Source organism: Flavobacterium sp. CAU 1735 (genome assembly GCF_039888695.1).
Taxonomy (GTDB): Bacteria; Bacteroidota; Bacteroidia; order Flavobacteriales; family Flavobacteriaceae; genus Flavobacterium.
The window spans coordinates 171,180-186,180 of record NZ_JBDQQQ010000008.1; the positions used below are offsets into that span (position 1 = coordinate 171,180).

The following is a 15,001-nucleotide window of genomic DNA, read 5'->3' on the forward strand; positions in this document are numbered from 1 at the left end:
TCGGTATTGTATTAACAAACGCAAAAATTTATTTTTTCTTATTTTTACGCAAAACCAAAACAACAAACAATGACATTTCAAAATACACGTGAATTTGCGAGACAGCTGGATGAAAAAGATGTGTTGGCAAAGTATCGAAGCGAATTTATTTTTCCAAAGGTAAATGGAAAACAGGTAATCTATTTTACCGGTAATTCTTTGGGATTACAACCCAAAAGAACCAAAGCCTATGTGGATGAAATCATGAACGATTGGGGAAATCTGGCGGTAGAAGGTCATTTTTATGCAGACAAACCTTGGTGGGATTACCACGAGCGTTTTGCCGCGCCTTTAAGTACGGTGGTGGGAGCAAAACCAAGTGAGGTAACGGTAATGAATACCCTAACGGTGAATTTACATTTGCTGATGGTTACGTTTTACCGACCAACAGCCAAAAAATATAAAATCATTTGTGAAGAAAAAGCGTTTCCAAGTGATCAATATATGTTCCAAAGTCAGGTGCATTTTCATGGCCTGGATCCGAAAGATACTATCGTAGAAATCAAACGTAGAGAAGGCGAACACAATATCCGTTTGGAAGATGTGTTGGCTAAGATCAATGAGGTAGGCGACGAGTTGGCTTTAGTGTTGATTGGCGGAGTGAATTATTATACCGGACAGGTTTTTGATATGAAAACGATAACCGAAGCCGGTCATAAATATGGCGCTTATGTAGGTTGGGATCTGGCGCATGCAGCCGGAAATATTAAATTACAGTTACACGATTGGAATGTCGATTTTGCGGCTTGGTGTAGTTATAAATATATGAACTCCGGACCGGGAAATGCTTCCGGTTGTTTTATCCACGAAATGCATCATAACGATACCAGCTTGCCACGTTTTGCCGGATGGTGGGGACATAATAAAGAGCGTCGTTTTAAAATGGAACCGCAATTCGACCCGGTTCGCGGTGCCGATGGATGGCAAATCAGTAATTTACCGGTGTTGTCACTGGCGCCTTATCTGGCTTCTGTAGAAATGTTTGCCGAAGTGGGAATGGACAAGCTAATCGAAAAAAGAGATTTGTTAACCGCTTATCTGGAGTTTGTTCTTCAGGAAGTGGATAAAGAAGTGGATAGTGAATTCGAAGTAATCACACCTTCTGATCCGACGCAAAGAGCGTGTCAGTTGTCGGTGTTTTTACACGGCGAAGGAAGAGCGCTTTTTGATTATCTGATGAAAAATGGTGTTATTACCGACTGGCGGGAACCTAATGTGATCCGTTTGGCTCCGGTACCGTTCTATTGTTCGTTTGAAGATATGTATGAATTCGGACAGATTTTACGCGAAGGAATTTTGAATAAAAGCAAATAGTTATAAAATCTAAAAAGACCGGAAATTTCCGGTCTTTTTTTTTGGGAATATTTTTTCTGAATTCTGCTAATGCTACTATCTTTGTACACATTAGTTGTAAACGTACCATTATAAAAAGTAAAATGAACAAACAGCAAAAAATAGAAAGTTTTGATCCGTCACAACCGGGATTGGCCGATGCAAGTGTATTTGGATTACCCTTTACTGCCGAAGAAAGTGAGATTATAATTGTACCGGTGCCGTGGGAAGTTACTGTGAGCTACGGAGCTGGTGCTTCAGAAGGTCCGGAGGCCATTTTGGATGCTTCTTTTCAGGTGGATTTACAACATCAGGAGTTTCCGGAATTGTGGAAATTAGGAATATATATGGATGAAGCCCCGGAACACTGGGCGAAGAATTCCGAAAAATATAAAAGTCTGGCGCAACCGATTATCGAAGCGTTGGAAGCAGGTGAAGATATCGCAACGTTCCCGGCATTACAATCCGATCTGGATAAGATTAATAAGGTTTGTAAAGACTTAAAAAATGAAGTGAAAGACCGTGTTTTGCATTGGATGAAACAAGGGAAAAAAGTAGTCTTACTTGGTGGTGATCACAGTACGCCGTTAGGATACTATGAAGCGTTGGCATCACAACACGAAAGTTTTGGTATTTTACACCTGGATGCGCATATGGATTTGCGAATTGCCTACGAAGGGTTTACCTATTCGCATGCTTCGATTATGTATAACACCTTGCAAATTCCGCAGGTTTCTAAAATTGTTCAGGTTGGAATCCGCGATTTCTGCGAGCAGGAAGTGGAAGTGGCTCAAAAAGAAGGAAGCCGCGTATTGGTACATACCGATATGGACTTGAAAGCGGAAACGTTTGAAGGAAAAACATGGTCGCAACAATGTGACGATATTATCGCATCCTTACCGGAAAAAGTGTGTATTTCTTTTGATATCGACGGAATGTATCCATGGTATTGCCCGAATACGGGAACACCGGTACCGGGAGGATTCTCGTTTGAACAAGCTGCTTATTTATTAAGCCGATTGGCGGAAACCAACAAGGAAATCATAGGGTTTGACCTGGTGGAAGTAGCTCCGGGCGACGATGACTGGGACGGAAATGTTGGGGCAAGAATGTTATTCCACATGTGTGGTGTACTGGCCAAATCGCAAAAACTAAACGTCGGACAGAAAATAAAATTCAATCGATAAAAAAATCCCCATTCGGGGATTTTTTGTTTTTATAGTTTTTTACCGGTTGCCAATCGGTATAAAATACCAATTATGGCCAGTATTAATAAAATATGAATGAAACTGCCAACAGCTTCCCGGAAACCGAAATAACCAACCAGCCATCCCAGTAGTAAGATAACTACAATTAACCAGACTAAATCTTTCATAATAAATAGTTTTTAAGTTGTTATCTTAAAAATAATACTATTTATTTGGAAATGTTTAAAATTTAATAAAAAATTAAGGTTCTTGTTATTTTTTAAAAGATTTCGAGAAAGGCTGGAATTAGGGCTTCCGGCAAAAGTGAAAATTATAATAAAATCAGTATAAAACGGCTGTCGTTCTTTATTTATTAAGTATTTTTACGCCAATTATTTACAACAGATTTCATGCAAACGCAGCAACGTATAGCCATTGTTGGCTCTGGCTTGGTAGGAACATTATTGGGGATATATCTGAGAAAAGCGGGACATGTTGTTCACGTTTATGATAGAAGTCCGGATGTTCGGAAAATAGCCTTTTCCGGCCGATCAATCAATTTGGCGATGTCACACAGAGGTTGGAAAGCACTGGATGGCGCAGGAATAGGAGATCGGATTCGGGAAGTAGCTATTCCGATGGATAAAAGAGCGATACACTTAGTAGACAAAGAGCTGGCGTATCAACCTTACGGAATCGACGGAGAAAGTATTTATTCCATTTCCAGAGGCGGATTAAACCGTTTGATGCTAACACTGGCTGAGGAAGTAGGCGTGGAATTCTTTTTTGAAAAGAAAATCTGGGATGTAACGCTGGCCGATGCGACACTTCATATCGGTGAAACCGAAAAAGGAGCCTGGGAAGAACTGAAATACGATAAAGTTTTCGGTGCCGATGGTGCTTTTTCGAGAGTGCGTCACCGAATGCAACGCCAAAACCGTTTTGATTATTCTCAGGATTTTCTCGACACCGGTTATAAAGAACTTAATATACCCGCCAATCCGGACGGGACACATAAACTCGATAAAAATTCGTTTCATATATGGCCGCGTGGTGCTTTTATGCTGATCGCTTTACCCAATATGGACGGAAGCTTTACCTGTACTTTATTTATGCCATTTGAAGGGGAGAATTCCTTTGAAGCGTTACACGATAGGGAAGCGGTAGAAGGATTTTTCCAACAATATTTTCCGGATACCTTACAGGTAATCCCGGAGTTGGTTAATGATTTCTTTAAAAACCCGACCAGTTCGTTGGTAACGATGCGATGTTATCCGTGGACATATGAGGATAAGGTAGCGTTAATCGGAGATGCGGCGCATGCTATTGTACCTTTTTATGGGCAAGGGATGAATGCCGGTTTTGAAGATATTACCTGTTTAGCCGGATTGATGGAACAGTTTGGTGATGATTGGGAGACTATTTTTAAAGAATATCAGGTAATCCGTAAACCAAATGCCGATGCGATTGCAGAATTGTCGTACCGTAATTTTATGGAAATGAGTACGAAAACGGCCGATGAAAAATTCCTGCTACAAAAGAAAATCGAAAAGTGGTTTGCGTTAAAGCATCCGGAAAAATGGTTGCCATTATACGATCGGGTAACGTTTAGCTACCGACCGTATTCGGAAGCATTGGCGATTGGAAATCATCAGAATGCTATCATGGAAGAGATCATGAAAATTCCGGGTATCGATACCCAATGGGAAACGGAAGAAGTCGAAAAGAAAATTTTAGAACTGTTACAACAGTCGTAATATAAAAAGGGTTGCTCTGGTAAAGCAACCCATTTTTATTTGTTACACCTGACAGGTTTTTAAAACCTGTCAGGTGTCGCGTGTTATAGGTGTTTTATTCTTCGCGATGTACCGCTTCAATAGTAAAAGCGGGTAAACAAACCGAGAGGTATTCGCAGGGTTCGTCAAACGGATTGGAATATTGGATCCGGGCATTTTTTTCAATTCGGATCGATTGACCGGCTTCCAGAACAATCGTGTCGCCTTCGATGATAAATTGTTTTTTGCCTTTAATGATATAGGTATATTCGTCAAATTCGGGTGTTTGGAAAGGCTCGCTCCAATGTGGCGGGGCGATCATACGGGCAATCGAAATTTCGGAATTGCCGGTGGCGATTTTACCGTGATGTTCCTCAATATGTTTGCCGTCGGTCGTAGGGACTATAAACGGTGTGTTTTGGATTTGATATTTTTTCATAATCGGTTATTTTTTAAAGATAAAATATACGGCCAGAATCAGGAAGCAAAAACCTACGGCATGGTTCCAGCGGAACGTTTCGTTTTTAAAGAAGAGTAGGGAGAAAATCACGAATATAACAAGTGTGATGACTTCCTGAATCACTTTTAATTGCATCAGACTAAACGGTCCACCGTTACCCTGAAAACCAATTTTGTTGGCCGGAACCTGAAACATATATTCAAAAAGCGCCAATCCCCAACTGATCAATACAATGGTGATCAGTCCGGCATTTTCAAACCATTTTAATTCTTTAAATTTTAAATGACCATACCAGGCCAGTGTCATAAAAATATTGGAAAGGATTAATAATCCTATAGTTAGATAACCTTTCATGTGTTATTTGTTGAGTATTTTGGATAGGATGCCAAAAGCACCTCGTATAAAAGTGGCACTCGTTAGTACTTTTACAATAGGATTCATGGCCGAACTTTGACGCGGTTCCGAACGCTGCGCTTCTTTTGCTTCGGTCTTGCGTTGTTGTTCCTGAGCGGCGGCTTCCTGAGCGGTTTCGATTTTTTTGTTTAGGATTTCGTAGGCGCTTTCACGATCGATAGTTTCCTCGTATTTTTTAACCAGCTTCGAATTGTTGTTGATCGTATCGATCTCACTTTGAGTCAGAATGTCCATACGACTCATCGGTGCGCGCATCATACAGGCGGCCAAAGGTGTCGGAATTCCTTTTTCGTTTAAAGCGGTGACCAAAGCTTCCCCAATTCCCAATTGCGTGATTACTTCATCGGTTTTGTAAAACTCGGATAACGGATAGTTTTCAGCGGTCATTTTGATCGCTTTTCGGTCGTTGGCGGTAAAAGCACGCAACGCATGTTGTATTTTAAGGCCCAATTGCGCCAAAACGCCATTCGGAACATCTGTTGGATTTTGTGTGATAAAGTAAATACCAATTCCTTTGGAACGGATTAGTTTTACGATGGTTTCAATCTGATCCAGTAAGGCCTTGCTGGCCTGATCAAATATAAGGTGGGCTTCGTCTATAAAGATAACAAGCTCCGGACGTCCGCTATCGCCTTGTTCCGGCATCTGACTGTAGATTTCGGCTAACAAACAAAGCATAAAAGTGGAAAAAAGCTTGGGCTTATCCTGTATGTCGGTAAGTCGGATGATGTTGATATAGCCGTTTCCGTTACTGTCGATACGCATCAGATCGTTGATTTCAAACGATAATTCACCAAAGAAAATATCGGCACCTTGTTGTTCCAATTCGATGATTTTTCGCAGAATGGAACCCGTAGAGGAAGTTGAAATCCGTCCGTATTCTTTTTCGAATTCGGCTTTACCTTCTTCCGTGGCATATTGCAGTAACTTTTTAAAATCTTTCAGATCCAACAACGGTATCTGATGATCATCACAATATTTAAAAATAACGGAAACCACACCGCTTTGGGTATCGTTTAAATCCAGGATACGGGAAAATAGTACCGGTCCGAATTCGGAAACCGTAGCCCGTAAACGAACACCGTCTTGTTTGGATAAGGTTAGCAATTCTACCGGAAACGCTTTGGTTTCGTAGGGGATTCCCATTTTTTCATGGCGTTCGGTAATAAACGGTTTTGCTTCGCCGGGCATGGCGACACCGCTAAAATCGCCTTTGATATCCATCATCACTACGGGAATTCCGTTTTGGGATAATTGTTCGGAAAGTACCTGTATGGTTTTTGTTTTTCCGGTACCGGTAGCACCGGCTATCAATCCGTGACGGTTGATGGTTTTTAATGGGATTTTTATCAGCGTATCCGGAACGGCTTCACCGTTTAGAAGGGCACCTCCCAGTATAATATGTTCTCCTTTACAGTCGTATCCTGTACGTATGGATTCTGAAAATTTAGTAGCTGTCATGTTGATTGTAGCAATAGTATTACGAAATTGACTTATTACAAATATACAAAACCATTTTGTTCCTGTTTATGGCTTTATGATGATGAAATTACGGCTTTATTATAAAAAACTGCAAAAGATAACGATACTAAAAGAATAATAGTAACAATAAAGCGTTATTAATTTAAAGTTATGTTAATAGTTGTTCGGGAATTTAAAAAGAAAAGTATACTCATTGTTAAATAATTTGTTGTGTGTGCTTAAAAAAAATGCTTTTTATTTTTTTATTTACTCTAAAAACATAAATTTGCGAATCTTATAAGACGAAAATATTCATTTTGTAAGAAGGTAGTTATAATAAAATCAAAAAACTAAAAATTAAAAAAAAATGACAAAAGTATCTAACGAAAATGTTGGGAAGGGAGCTAGCTCTAACGGATCAAGTTTATTTGCAGGTTTAGCTATTGTAATCTGTATTGTAATCGGAATTTTGATTTGGAAATTCGTAATGGGTCATCCATCTAACTTTGTTAACGGTGATCCGAATGGTCATCCACTACCAGGAAACTATCTAGGAATGGTATTCAAAGGTGGATATATCGTTCCAGTGTTAATGGGATTGTTTTTGATGACTGTAGTATTTTCAATCGAGCGTTTCTTCGTTATCTCTAAAGCAGCTGGTAAAGGAAATGTTGAAGCTTTCGTTAAAAATGTACAAGGGTTAATCAACCAAGGTAAAATCGAAGAAGCTATCGCTGAGTGTGATACACAAAAAGGTTCAGTTGCTAACGTAGTTAGAGCTGGTTTAACTAAATACCAAGAGGTTAAAAAAGAAGGATTTGACAGTGAGAAAGCTACTGAGACAATTCAAAAAGAAATCGAAGAAGCTACTTCATTGGAAATGCCAATGTTAGAGAAAAACTTAACAATTATCGCGACTTTAGTATCTATCGGTACGTTAATGGGTCTATTAGGAACGGTATCGGGTATGATTAAAGCGTTCTCTGGATTAGCTGCAGCAGGTGCACCGGATCAGGCGGCATTAGCAACAGGTATCTCTGAAGCACTTATCAACACGGCTACTGGTATCGGTACGTCTACTTTAGCGATTATCTCTTACAACATCTTTACATCTAAGATTGATAAATTAACTTACTCTATCGACGAGGCTGGTTTTGCAATTACGCAAACTTACAGACGTTTCAAAGCGCGTAACAACGCATAATTGAGTAAAAGAGTTAATTTAATAATCAGTTGCAGTTAAAAGGTCAATTGTTTTGACTGCAATTATAATTCTAATAGAGAATGGCTAAAGCAAAAATGAAAAAGAAGAGCACTAGGATCGACATGACCGCGATGTGTGACGTGGCGTTCCTACTCTTGTCTTTCTTTGTAATGACATCTACAGCAAAGCTTCCTGAGCCACTTCCGGTAGATACGCCTGCTTCTACGGTACAAACAAAATTGCCGGATTCCGATTTGGCAACCATCACCGTAGGTAAGGAAAAAGTATTCTTCGGCGTAGTTGGTAAGGATATCAGAATTCTGACTTTGGAAAAGATAGGTGAGAAATACAATATAGAATTTTCAGACAAGGAGAAAAAACAATTCTCTCTTGTAGATGGTTTTGGAGTACCAGTTGGTGGTTTAAAGCAATTATTGGCTTTAACCGGAGAAGAACGTAATAAAGAAGGTCTTCAGCCAGGTATTCCGTATGATTCAACCGACAATCAATTAAGAGAGTGGTTACTTGCAGCCCGTTTAGCTACAAAAGAGTTAAACAATGCCGAGCTTAAGATTGCTATCAAAGGAGATGCGAAAGAAGAATATCCAACCGTAAAAAGGGTAATTGATATTCTACAGAAACAAAAAGTAAACAGGTTTTTCCTGGTTACCGGTTTGAGAAGCGAAGATTTTTAATTTAAAAAGAAACTGTAGAAATGGCAGAATTAAATACAGGCGGCGGTGACGGTAAAGGCAAGAAAGTAAGAAGTAAAAAACAAGACGCCGGTGTCGATTTGACAGCGATGGTGGATTTGGCATTCTTATTGATTACTTTCTTTATGTTAACGACTTCGTTGTCTAAACCTCAGTCAATGAATTTGGCGATGCCGGATAAAGATCCAGATAAAAAGGATAATGTTGAATTAACAGTTCCTGACGATCGTTCGTTAACAATTTTAATTGGAAAAGACAATAAAATCTTATGGTTTAAAGGTCAGCCGGGTTCTCCTCTTGAAGGTCCAACTGCAGTAGCTTTTGGGAAAGAAGGAGTTCGTAAGGTAATTTTAGATCAGATTGAGAAAGTTAAAGGAATCTACGGAGCGGATCCGAAAAAAGGTCTGATCGTAGTAATCAAACCAACAGAAAAATCCAACTATAAAAACTTGGTTGATATTTTGGATGAAATGGCAATTACTTCGGTTCCGACTTATGCAATTGTGGATATTACACCTGAAGAACTTAAAATGTTAGACAAAGAGGGAATGAATTAATTCCTTTGAGCTAATTTTAAAAAACGAAATTATGTCAAGATTAAACATATTTAAAAAAGGGTGGATTGATATGGTTTTCGAAGGCCGAAACAAGGCTTACGGAGCGTATCAGTTGCGTTCAGAAAACCCTAAGACCACAACAAGAGCTCTGGCTATCGGAATTTTGTTGTTCGGTTCTGCGGTTAGCGCTCCTTTGGTTACAAGATATCTTTCCGATACACTTAGTAGCAAAAAAGAGGAGAAGCTGGACAAGGTGATCGAGACGGCTTTGCTACCACCACCACCAAAAGATGAACCGGTATTACCACCACCACCGCCGGAACCACCGAAATCGATTAACGATCAGGTGAAATTCCCACCACCAAAGGTTGTGGATAAAAAATTGGTTCGTGATGAAGATCCGCCAACGGTAAAAGACCTGGAAACGGCCGACCCTGGACAAAAGAATATCAAAGGGGATAAAGAAGCCGGGGATATCAATATCGATAAACCATCCGGAGAAGGACCAAAAGGTTCTGATATCGTAGAAGAAAACCCGAACAAAGTATATATGGCCGTAGAAGTGGCGCCGGAATTCCCAGGAGGTATGGCCGGATTCAACAAATACGTTCAGAAAAACTTTAGATCACCGGAGGTAGACGAAGGAGTGAAAGTATTGCGAGTTATTGTTGGTTTCGTAGTAGAAAAAGACGGTAGCTTAACCGATATTAAAGTTCTGAGAGATCCGGGATACGGAATGGGTAAAGAAGCAATTCGTATGTTACAAAACGCTCCTAAGTGGAAACCGGGAGTTCAGAACGGTAGAGCTGTTCGTGTAGCGTATAACTTACCAATTACTATTCAAGTAGGAGAATAATAATTTTCTATGAATATATTTCAAAAATTTAGACAGAAATCGCCTAAACAGCGATTTCTGTTTGTTTTAGGACTTGTCTTCCTGAGTTTATATCTTTTTATGGCTGCAACACTGATCATCTGGAAATCGATGCCGGTTGAGCTACCGTACAGGAATAGGGTTATATTGGCCGTGATACTGATTGTTTATGCCGGGATTCGTTTTGTCCGGTTGTTGCAACAGGATGATAATTAAGTAAATTATAACTTTAATTTAGCAACTTCAATTTCGATACTAGTAAAAAAGGACTAACTTTGTAGCTAAACCTTATTCGAAATTGAGTTGATTTTCTTTATGAAAAAGAATATTTTTAGATTGGGATTGCTTTTCGGGATTAGCTTGCTTGCGATTCAGATGGGATGTAAAAAATCAGAAGCTGCGACCGAGGATGTCGAAGAAACTCCGGTATCTGGTAAAGCAACCGTTCTGGTTGAAGAAACCATTTTCCCCATTATAGATGATGAAGCCATACTTTTTGAAAACGAATACGATCGGGCGAAATTAACACTGGAACAAAAAACGGAAACCGAAATACTACAATCCGTGTATCAGAATAAATCCGAGATTGTCGTTTTACCCCGAACATTGGATTCACTGGAATTGAAAAATTTCAGAAGCAAACAAATTATCCCCCGTATTACCGAAATCGGAACCGATGCCGTGGCTTTTATCGTAAATGCCAAACAGGCCGATTCGACTATTACAACTGAGGAAATTGTGTCGGTGATGTTGGGGAAAAAATCTACAAAAATCAAAAATCTGGTATTCGATAATGCCAATTCCAGTACGGTTCGAACCCTAAAAGACTTTGCCGGAGCAAAAGAATTGCCTGCAAACGGCGTTTTTTCACTAAAATCGAATGGAGAACTGCTCAATTATATTGCAACTCATACCGATGCAGTTGGTGTTGTTGGAGTGAACTGGTTGTTACAAACGCCACGGGAACTACAAAATGCCGTTTTAAATGTTAAAGTTTTAGGGGTAAATAACAATAAACTTAAGAATAATAAGTTCTTTAAACCAACACAAAACAACATTGCAACTGGAGATTACCCGATTACCCGAAAACTTTATATGTTAAATTTTCAGGGAACAACCGGTTTAGGCATGGGGTTTGCCTCTTTTGTTGCAGGACAGAAAGGTCAGCGCATTATGCTGAAATCCGGATTGGTACCGGCAATCATGCCAACAAGGGAAATTCAGGTGCGTAATTAAATTTAGAAAACCAAATAATAATAAATAAGACTATAAAAATGAAGAATGTAAAAGTTTTTAGTTTGTTACTGTCTGTGATTGGTACAGCCACTTTTGCACAGGATTTGGAGCAGGCGAAAAAAGCAGTTGATGCAGAGCAGTATGAAAAAGCGAAAAAGATCTTAAAATCGTTAGTAGCGTCGGATCCAAATAATGGTAGAAACTTTTTCTATCTTGGAGATTTATATCTTAACGAACAAGCGACCGACTCGGCAAAAATCTTCTTTGAAAAAGGTATCGTAGCCAAAGATAAAGGAGCAATCAACTATATCGGACTAGGAGAAATTAACCTGGATAACGGTGATGGTTTTGGGGCGGAAGCCAATTTTGCCAAAGCAACAAAAGATATTAAAAAGAAAGATACCGAAGAATTTTTATTAATCGGTAGAGCCTATACAAAATCGGAAAGACCTGATTATAAAAAAGCAGTCGAAAACCTGAAAAAAGTTTTGGTTGTTGATCCAAAATCGGCACAGGCTTATTTAAGTCTGGGTGATGCGTATTATGGAGAACGTAACACAAACGAAGCGTATAGCGCGTATCGTAATGCATACGATTATGATAACACCTTGTTGATGGCTAAAATCAAATTGGCGGTTATCACTAAAAATGCAAAAGCATTCCCGGAAGCGGTAAAATCATTCAACGAAATCGTGGCTACAAACCCTAATTACGGTCCGGTTTACAGAGAATTAGCGGAAACGTATTACCACTGGGGTGCAAGCGAAACGTCAAACTATAATGCTTATGTGAAAAAAGCATTGGAGTACTATGAGAAATATATGAGCTTAACCGATTATTCGTTAGAGTCTCGTATGCGTCACGCTGACTTCCTGATTTTGGCAAAAGATTACAAAGCTTTGGAAGTTGAAGCCAAAAAAATGCAACAGTTAGACAAAGTAAACCCAAGAATCTTACGTTATTTAGGATACTCGGCTCACGAAAATGGAAATCACCAGGAAAGTGTGAAAGCTTTAAATGAATATATTTCTAAAGTTGAAGCTAAAAAAATTATCGCAAGAGATTACCTGTATTTAGGTTTGGCTAAAATCGCCTTGTCTAAAGGTGCTGATGGAAAATACGAAAAAGTAATGTTCGACCAAGGGATAGAAGAAATCAACAAAGGAGTTGAAAAAGACCCTGTGATCGCTACAGAATTAAACGAAATCGGATTAAAACTTTTCAAAGAGAAATTCTATAGAGAAGCTGGGAAAATCTTCGAAGTGGCTGTTAAAAACCAAAAATCGAAAAACTTCCTGTATGATAACTTCTATTTAGGATATGCATTATACTTTGATTATGATGAGAAAACATCTCCAAAAGAGGAGTTGGTAAAAGCAGATGCAGCCTTTACAAATGTAATTGCAGCTTCGCCAACCACTCAGGATGCGCACTTATACAAAGCTAAAGTTAACCGTGTGATGGATACGCCGGAATCTAAAAAAGTAATGGTTTCGTCATACGAGCAATATGTTAAAATTGTAAAAGAAAAAGGCGAAACGGAAAAAGCTAAAAACAACCTGATCGAAGCCTATACGTATGTTGGAGCATACTATGCCAACAATGGTGAAAAAGCCAAAGCTATAGAAAATCTTAAGGAGTTATTAGTATTGGAACCGGGTAACAAATACGCTACCGATACCTTGAAAAAATTGTAATAACAACCGTTGTTATCTAGTAAAAGCCGATGAATTTTCATCGGCTTTTTATTTTGTGTTTCGGTCAACTGATAAACTTTAGTTAATTCTGAATAAGCTTTTTATGTTTTAGAGCGATAAAAACGCAAAATCCGTATCTTTGCAGACTATTTTAGAAAAAAATGCTGAAAAAAGAAATTCAATTAGCGGTAGAAAAAGGCGAGATGTTGCCTTTAATGGAGGAATTTTACACCATTCAGGGTGAAGGATATCACACCGGAACGGCGGCTTATTTTATCCGAATAGGCGGTTGTGACGTAGGGTGCCACTGGTGCGATGTAAAAGAAAGCTGGAATGCCGAATTGCATCCGCCAACCGAAACGGATCTGATTGTAGCAAATGCCAAAAAATATGCAGAAACCGTTGTGATTACCGGTGGGGAACCGTTAACCTGGAACATGGAGCCGTTAACGGCAAAATTAAAAGCGCAAGATCTTAGAGTCCATATTGAGACTTCGGGAGCCTATTCGCTATCCGGAACCTGGGATTGGATTTGTTTGTCTCCAAAAAAGACAAAATTGCCTCAGGAGGATGTATATGCGCAGGCACATGAATTAAAGATGATTATTCATAATAAACACGACTTTTTGTTCGCCGAAGAGCAGGCTGCCAAAGTAAACGACAAGGCTATATTATTCCTGCAACCGGAGTGGAGTAAAAAGGAAGAAATGACCCCTTTGATCGTCGATTATGTTATGAATAATCCAAAATGGAGGGTTTCGTTGCAGACGCATAAATATTTGAATATTCCATAAAAAGGATTATATTTATCCTCTATAATTAATTAAAAAACGATGAAAAAAATAGTTTTAACATTTGCCTTGGTACTTGCAGCGCAAATCGGTATGGCACAGACTAATGAGGCCTTCAAAAAAGATGTATTAAAGGTAATTGAAGTAACCGGTTCGGCTAGTCAGATGAAATTGGCTAAAGACCAGATTCTGAAAATGATTCCAAAAGAAAAGCAAACTGCTTTCCTGGTTGAGTTTGATGCATCTTTACCGTCTTTATACGATAAAATCGCTAAAGTATATATGGAAGAGTATTCTCATGACGATATCAAGCAGATCTTGAAATTCTATGAAACACCGGTAGGTAAAAAAATGACTGAAAAAGCAGGTGTAATCGCCGAGAAAAACATGGCTGCTAGTCAGGAGTGGGGAAGTTCACTACAAGGTATGATGATGAAATACATGCAATAATAACGGTATTTTTCATTTCAATATAAAACAAAAAGAGCCCATATTCGGGCTCTTTTTTTTATGTTATAGTTTAAGATGTGTCAATCGGGCGAGATAGTCATAATGTTCGCCTTCTTTGACCAGTTCGCATTGTAAGCCATTGGCATGTGCCGCATTTTGCAAGGTATTGTAATCGATATAAACCCAGTCAAAAGCATCCTCTTGTTGGCCTTTATAGCGCACCTGGAAAACCAGTTCTCCATAATATTCCATGTTCGATGGGATCCATTTGCCTCCGTCTTCATCTTCGTCAAACATATAAATGATATCGGAACTATCGATCAGGATTTGTCCGTTTGGCGTTAAAAGCGACTTTAATTTTTGTAAAAAGCCAGCCACGCGATTGAGTTTACCGCATAAACCGGTACCGTTCATCAATAATAAAATAGTGTCGTATTGGATAGTATCCGATAATGTCATCACGTCCTGTACCGATACGTTTTGTAAGCCTCTCAACCGACAAGCTTCCACCGCATTTTCGGATATGTCGATTGCCGTAATATCCAATCCTTTTTCCTGTAAATACAAACTATGACTTCCGGCACCACAACCTACATCCAATATTTTTCCTTTGGCCAATTGTAGTGCTTTTTGTTCAATGCCGGGCATGTCCTCATAACCGCGGAATAAATAAGCCACAGACATACTGTCGGCTTCTGTCAGCGATGTTTCGGTAATAATATCTTCCGGCGCATTGTTTGTCTGGTAATCCAGGATGGCTTTTCCAATAAGGTCTTTCATTATTTAGTTTGTATCTTATAACGGTTATTTG

At 39.1% G+C, this 15,001-nt stretch carries 17 protein-coding genes; 12 read left to right on the plus strand and 5 right to left on the minus strand.

Annotated elements, in window-relative coordinates; genetic code table 11:
- Positions 1 to 69 precede the first annotated feature (69 nt).
- Entirely contained in the window at positions 70 to 1,353 is a 1,284-nt protein-coding gene (kynU, locus tag AAFN64_RS16045; protein WP_347761283.1) for a kynureninase, read from the plus strand.
- A 122-nt stretch (positions 1,354 to 1,475) separates the two neighbouring features.
- On the plus strand, positions 1,476 to 2,558 hold the full coding sequence (locus AAFN64_RS16050) for an agmatinase family protein (protein WP_347761284.1): 1,083 nt from the start codon (positions 1,476 to 1,478) through the stop codon (positions 2,556 to 2,558).
- A gap of 29 nt (positions 2,559 to 2,587) precedes the next feature.
- Here the strand turns inward: AAFN64_RS16050 and AAFN64_RS16055 are convergent, their stop codons facing one another.
- The gene (locus AAFN64_RS16055; protein WP_300484717.1) at positions 2,588 to 2,746 is read right to left on the minus strand and encodes a lmo0937 family membrane protein; all 159 of its coding nucleotides are present in this window, start codon (positions 2,744 to 2,746) and stop codon (positions 2,588 to 2,590) included.
- Between the two features lie 222 nt (positions 2,747 to 2,968).
- Here AAFN64_RS16055 and AAFN64_RS16060 point away from each other — a divergent pair, with 222 nt between their 5' ends.
- The gene (locus AAFN64_RS16060) at positions 2,969 to 4,315 is read left to right on the plus strand and encodes an NAD(P)/FAD-dependent oxidoreductase (RefSeq protein ID WP_347761286.1); all 1,347 of its coding nucleotides are present in this window, start codon (positions 2,969 to 2,971) and stop codon (positions 4,313 to 4,315) included.
- Positions 4,316 to 4,409: 94 nt separating this feature from the next.
- Here AAFN64_RS16060 and AAFN64_RS16065 read toward each other — a convergent pair whose 3' ends face one another.
- The 3 genes from AAFN64_RS16065 to AAFN64_RS16075 are packed head-to-tail and all read right to left on the minus strand — an operon-like array spanning position 4,410 to position 6,668.
- Entirely contained in the window at positions 4,410 to 4,772 is a 363-nt protein-coding gene (locus AAFN64_RS16065; RefSeq protein ID WP_347761287.1) for a cupin domain-containing protein, read from the minus strand.
- 6 nt (positions 4,773 to 4,778) lie between these two features.
- Positions 4,779 to 5,147 (minus strand): DMT family protein, encoded by a 369-nt coding sequence (locus AAFN64_RS16070; RefSeq protein ID WP_136403604.1) that lies wholly within the window; start codon positions 5,145 to 5,147, stop codon positions 4,779 to 4,781.
- A gap of 3 nt (positions 5,148 to 5,150) precedes the next feature.
- Positions 5,151 to 6,668: a helicase HerA-like domain-containing protein gene (locus AAFN64_RS16075; RefSeq protein WP_347761289.1), complete on the minus strand. Its 1,518-nt coding sequence runs from the start codon at positions 6,666 to 6,668 to the stop codon at positions 5,151 to 5,153.
- Positions 6,669 to 7,035: 367 nt separating this feature from the next.
- On the opposite strand from AAFN64_RS16075, the gene AAFN64_RS16080 reads away from it, so the two are divergent.
- The 9 genes from AAFN64_RS16080 to AAFN64_RS16120 all read left to right on the plus strand — a co-directional run bounded on the left by AAFN64_RS16080 (position 7,036) and on the right by AAFN64_RS16120 (position 14,190).
- On the plus strand, positions 7,036 to 7,872 hold the full coding sequence (locus AAFN64_RS16080; protein WP_300484728.1) for a MotA/TolQ/ExbB proton channel family protein: 837 nt from the start codon (positions 7,036 to 7,038) through the stop codon (positions 7,870 to 7,872).
- Between the two features lie 80 nt (positions 7,873 to 7,952).
- Positions 7,953 to 8,567, plus strand: coding sequence for a biopolymer transporter ExbD (locus AAFN64_RS16085; RefSeq protein ID WP_347761291.1), 615 nt, complete (start codon positions 7,953 to 7,955; stop codon positions 8,565 to 8,567).
- Positions 8,568 to 8,587: 20 nt separating this feature from the next.
- Positions 8,588 to 9,142, plus strand: a complete 555-nt coding sequence (locus AAFN64_RS16090; RefSeq protein WP_347761293.1) for a biopolymer transporter ExbD — start codon at positions 8,588 to 8,590, stop codon at positions 9,140 to 9,142.
- A gap of 31 nt (positions 9,143 to 9,173) precedes the next feature.
- Positions 9,174 to 9,998 carry an energy transducer TonB gene (locus AAFN64_RS16095; RefSeq protein WP_300484734.1) on the plus strand — a complete coding sequence of 275 codons (825 nt, stop codon included), beginning with the start codon at positions 9,174 to 9,176 and terminating at the stop codon, positions 9,996 to 9,998.
- Between the two features lie 9 nt (positions 9,999 to 10,007).
- Entirely contained in the window at positions 10,008 to 10,232 is a 225-nt protein-coding gene (locus AAFN64_RS16100; protein WP_300484736.1) for a hypothetical protein, read from the plus strand.
- Between the two features lie 99 nt (positions 10,233 to 10,331).
- Positions 10,332 to 11,252, plus strand: a complete 921-nt coding sequence (locus AAFN64_RS16105) for a substrate-binding domain-containing protein (RefSeq protein WP_300484737.1) — start codon at positions 10,332 to 10,334, stop codon at positions 11,250 to 11,252.
- Between the two features lie 38 nt (positions 11,253 to 11,290).
- Positions 11,291 to 12,949 (plus strand): tetratricopeptide repeat protein, encoded by a 1,659-nt coding sequence (locus AAFN64_RS16110; protein WP_347761295.1) that lies wholly within the window; start codon positions 11,291 to 11,293, stop codon positions 12,947 to 12,949.
- Positions 12,950 to 13,110: 161 nt separating this feature from the next.
- The gene (locus AAFN64_RS16115) at positions 13,111 to 13,743 is read left to right on the plus strand and encodes a 7-carboxy-7-deazaguanine synthase QueE (RefSeq protein ID WP_300484739.1); all 633 of its coding nucleotides are present in this window, start codon (positions 13,111 to 13,113) and stop codon (positions 13,741 to 13,743) included.
- Positions 13,744 to 13,782: 39 nt separating this feature from the next.
- Positions 13,783 to 14,190, plus strand: coding sequence for a DUF2059 domain-containing protein (locus AAFN64_RS16120; RefSeq protein WP_347761297.1), 408 nt, complete (start codon positions 13,783 to 13,785; stop codon positions 14,188 to 14,190).
- Between the two features lie 63 nt (positions 14,191 to 14,253).
- On the opposite strand, the gene AAFN64_RS16125 is transcribed toward AAFN64_RS16120, so the two are convergent.
- On the minus strand, positions 14,254 to 14,970 hold the full coding sequence (locus AAFN64_RS16125) for a class I SAM-dependent methyltransferase (protein WP_347761299.1): 717 nt from the start codon (positions 14,968 to 14,970) through the stop codon (positions 14,254 to 14,256).
- Positions 14,971 to 15,001: the final 31 nt, after the last annotated feature.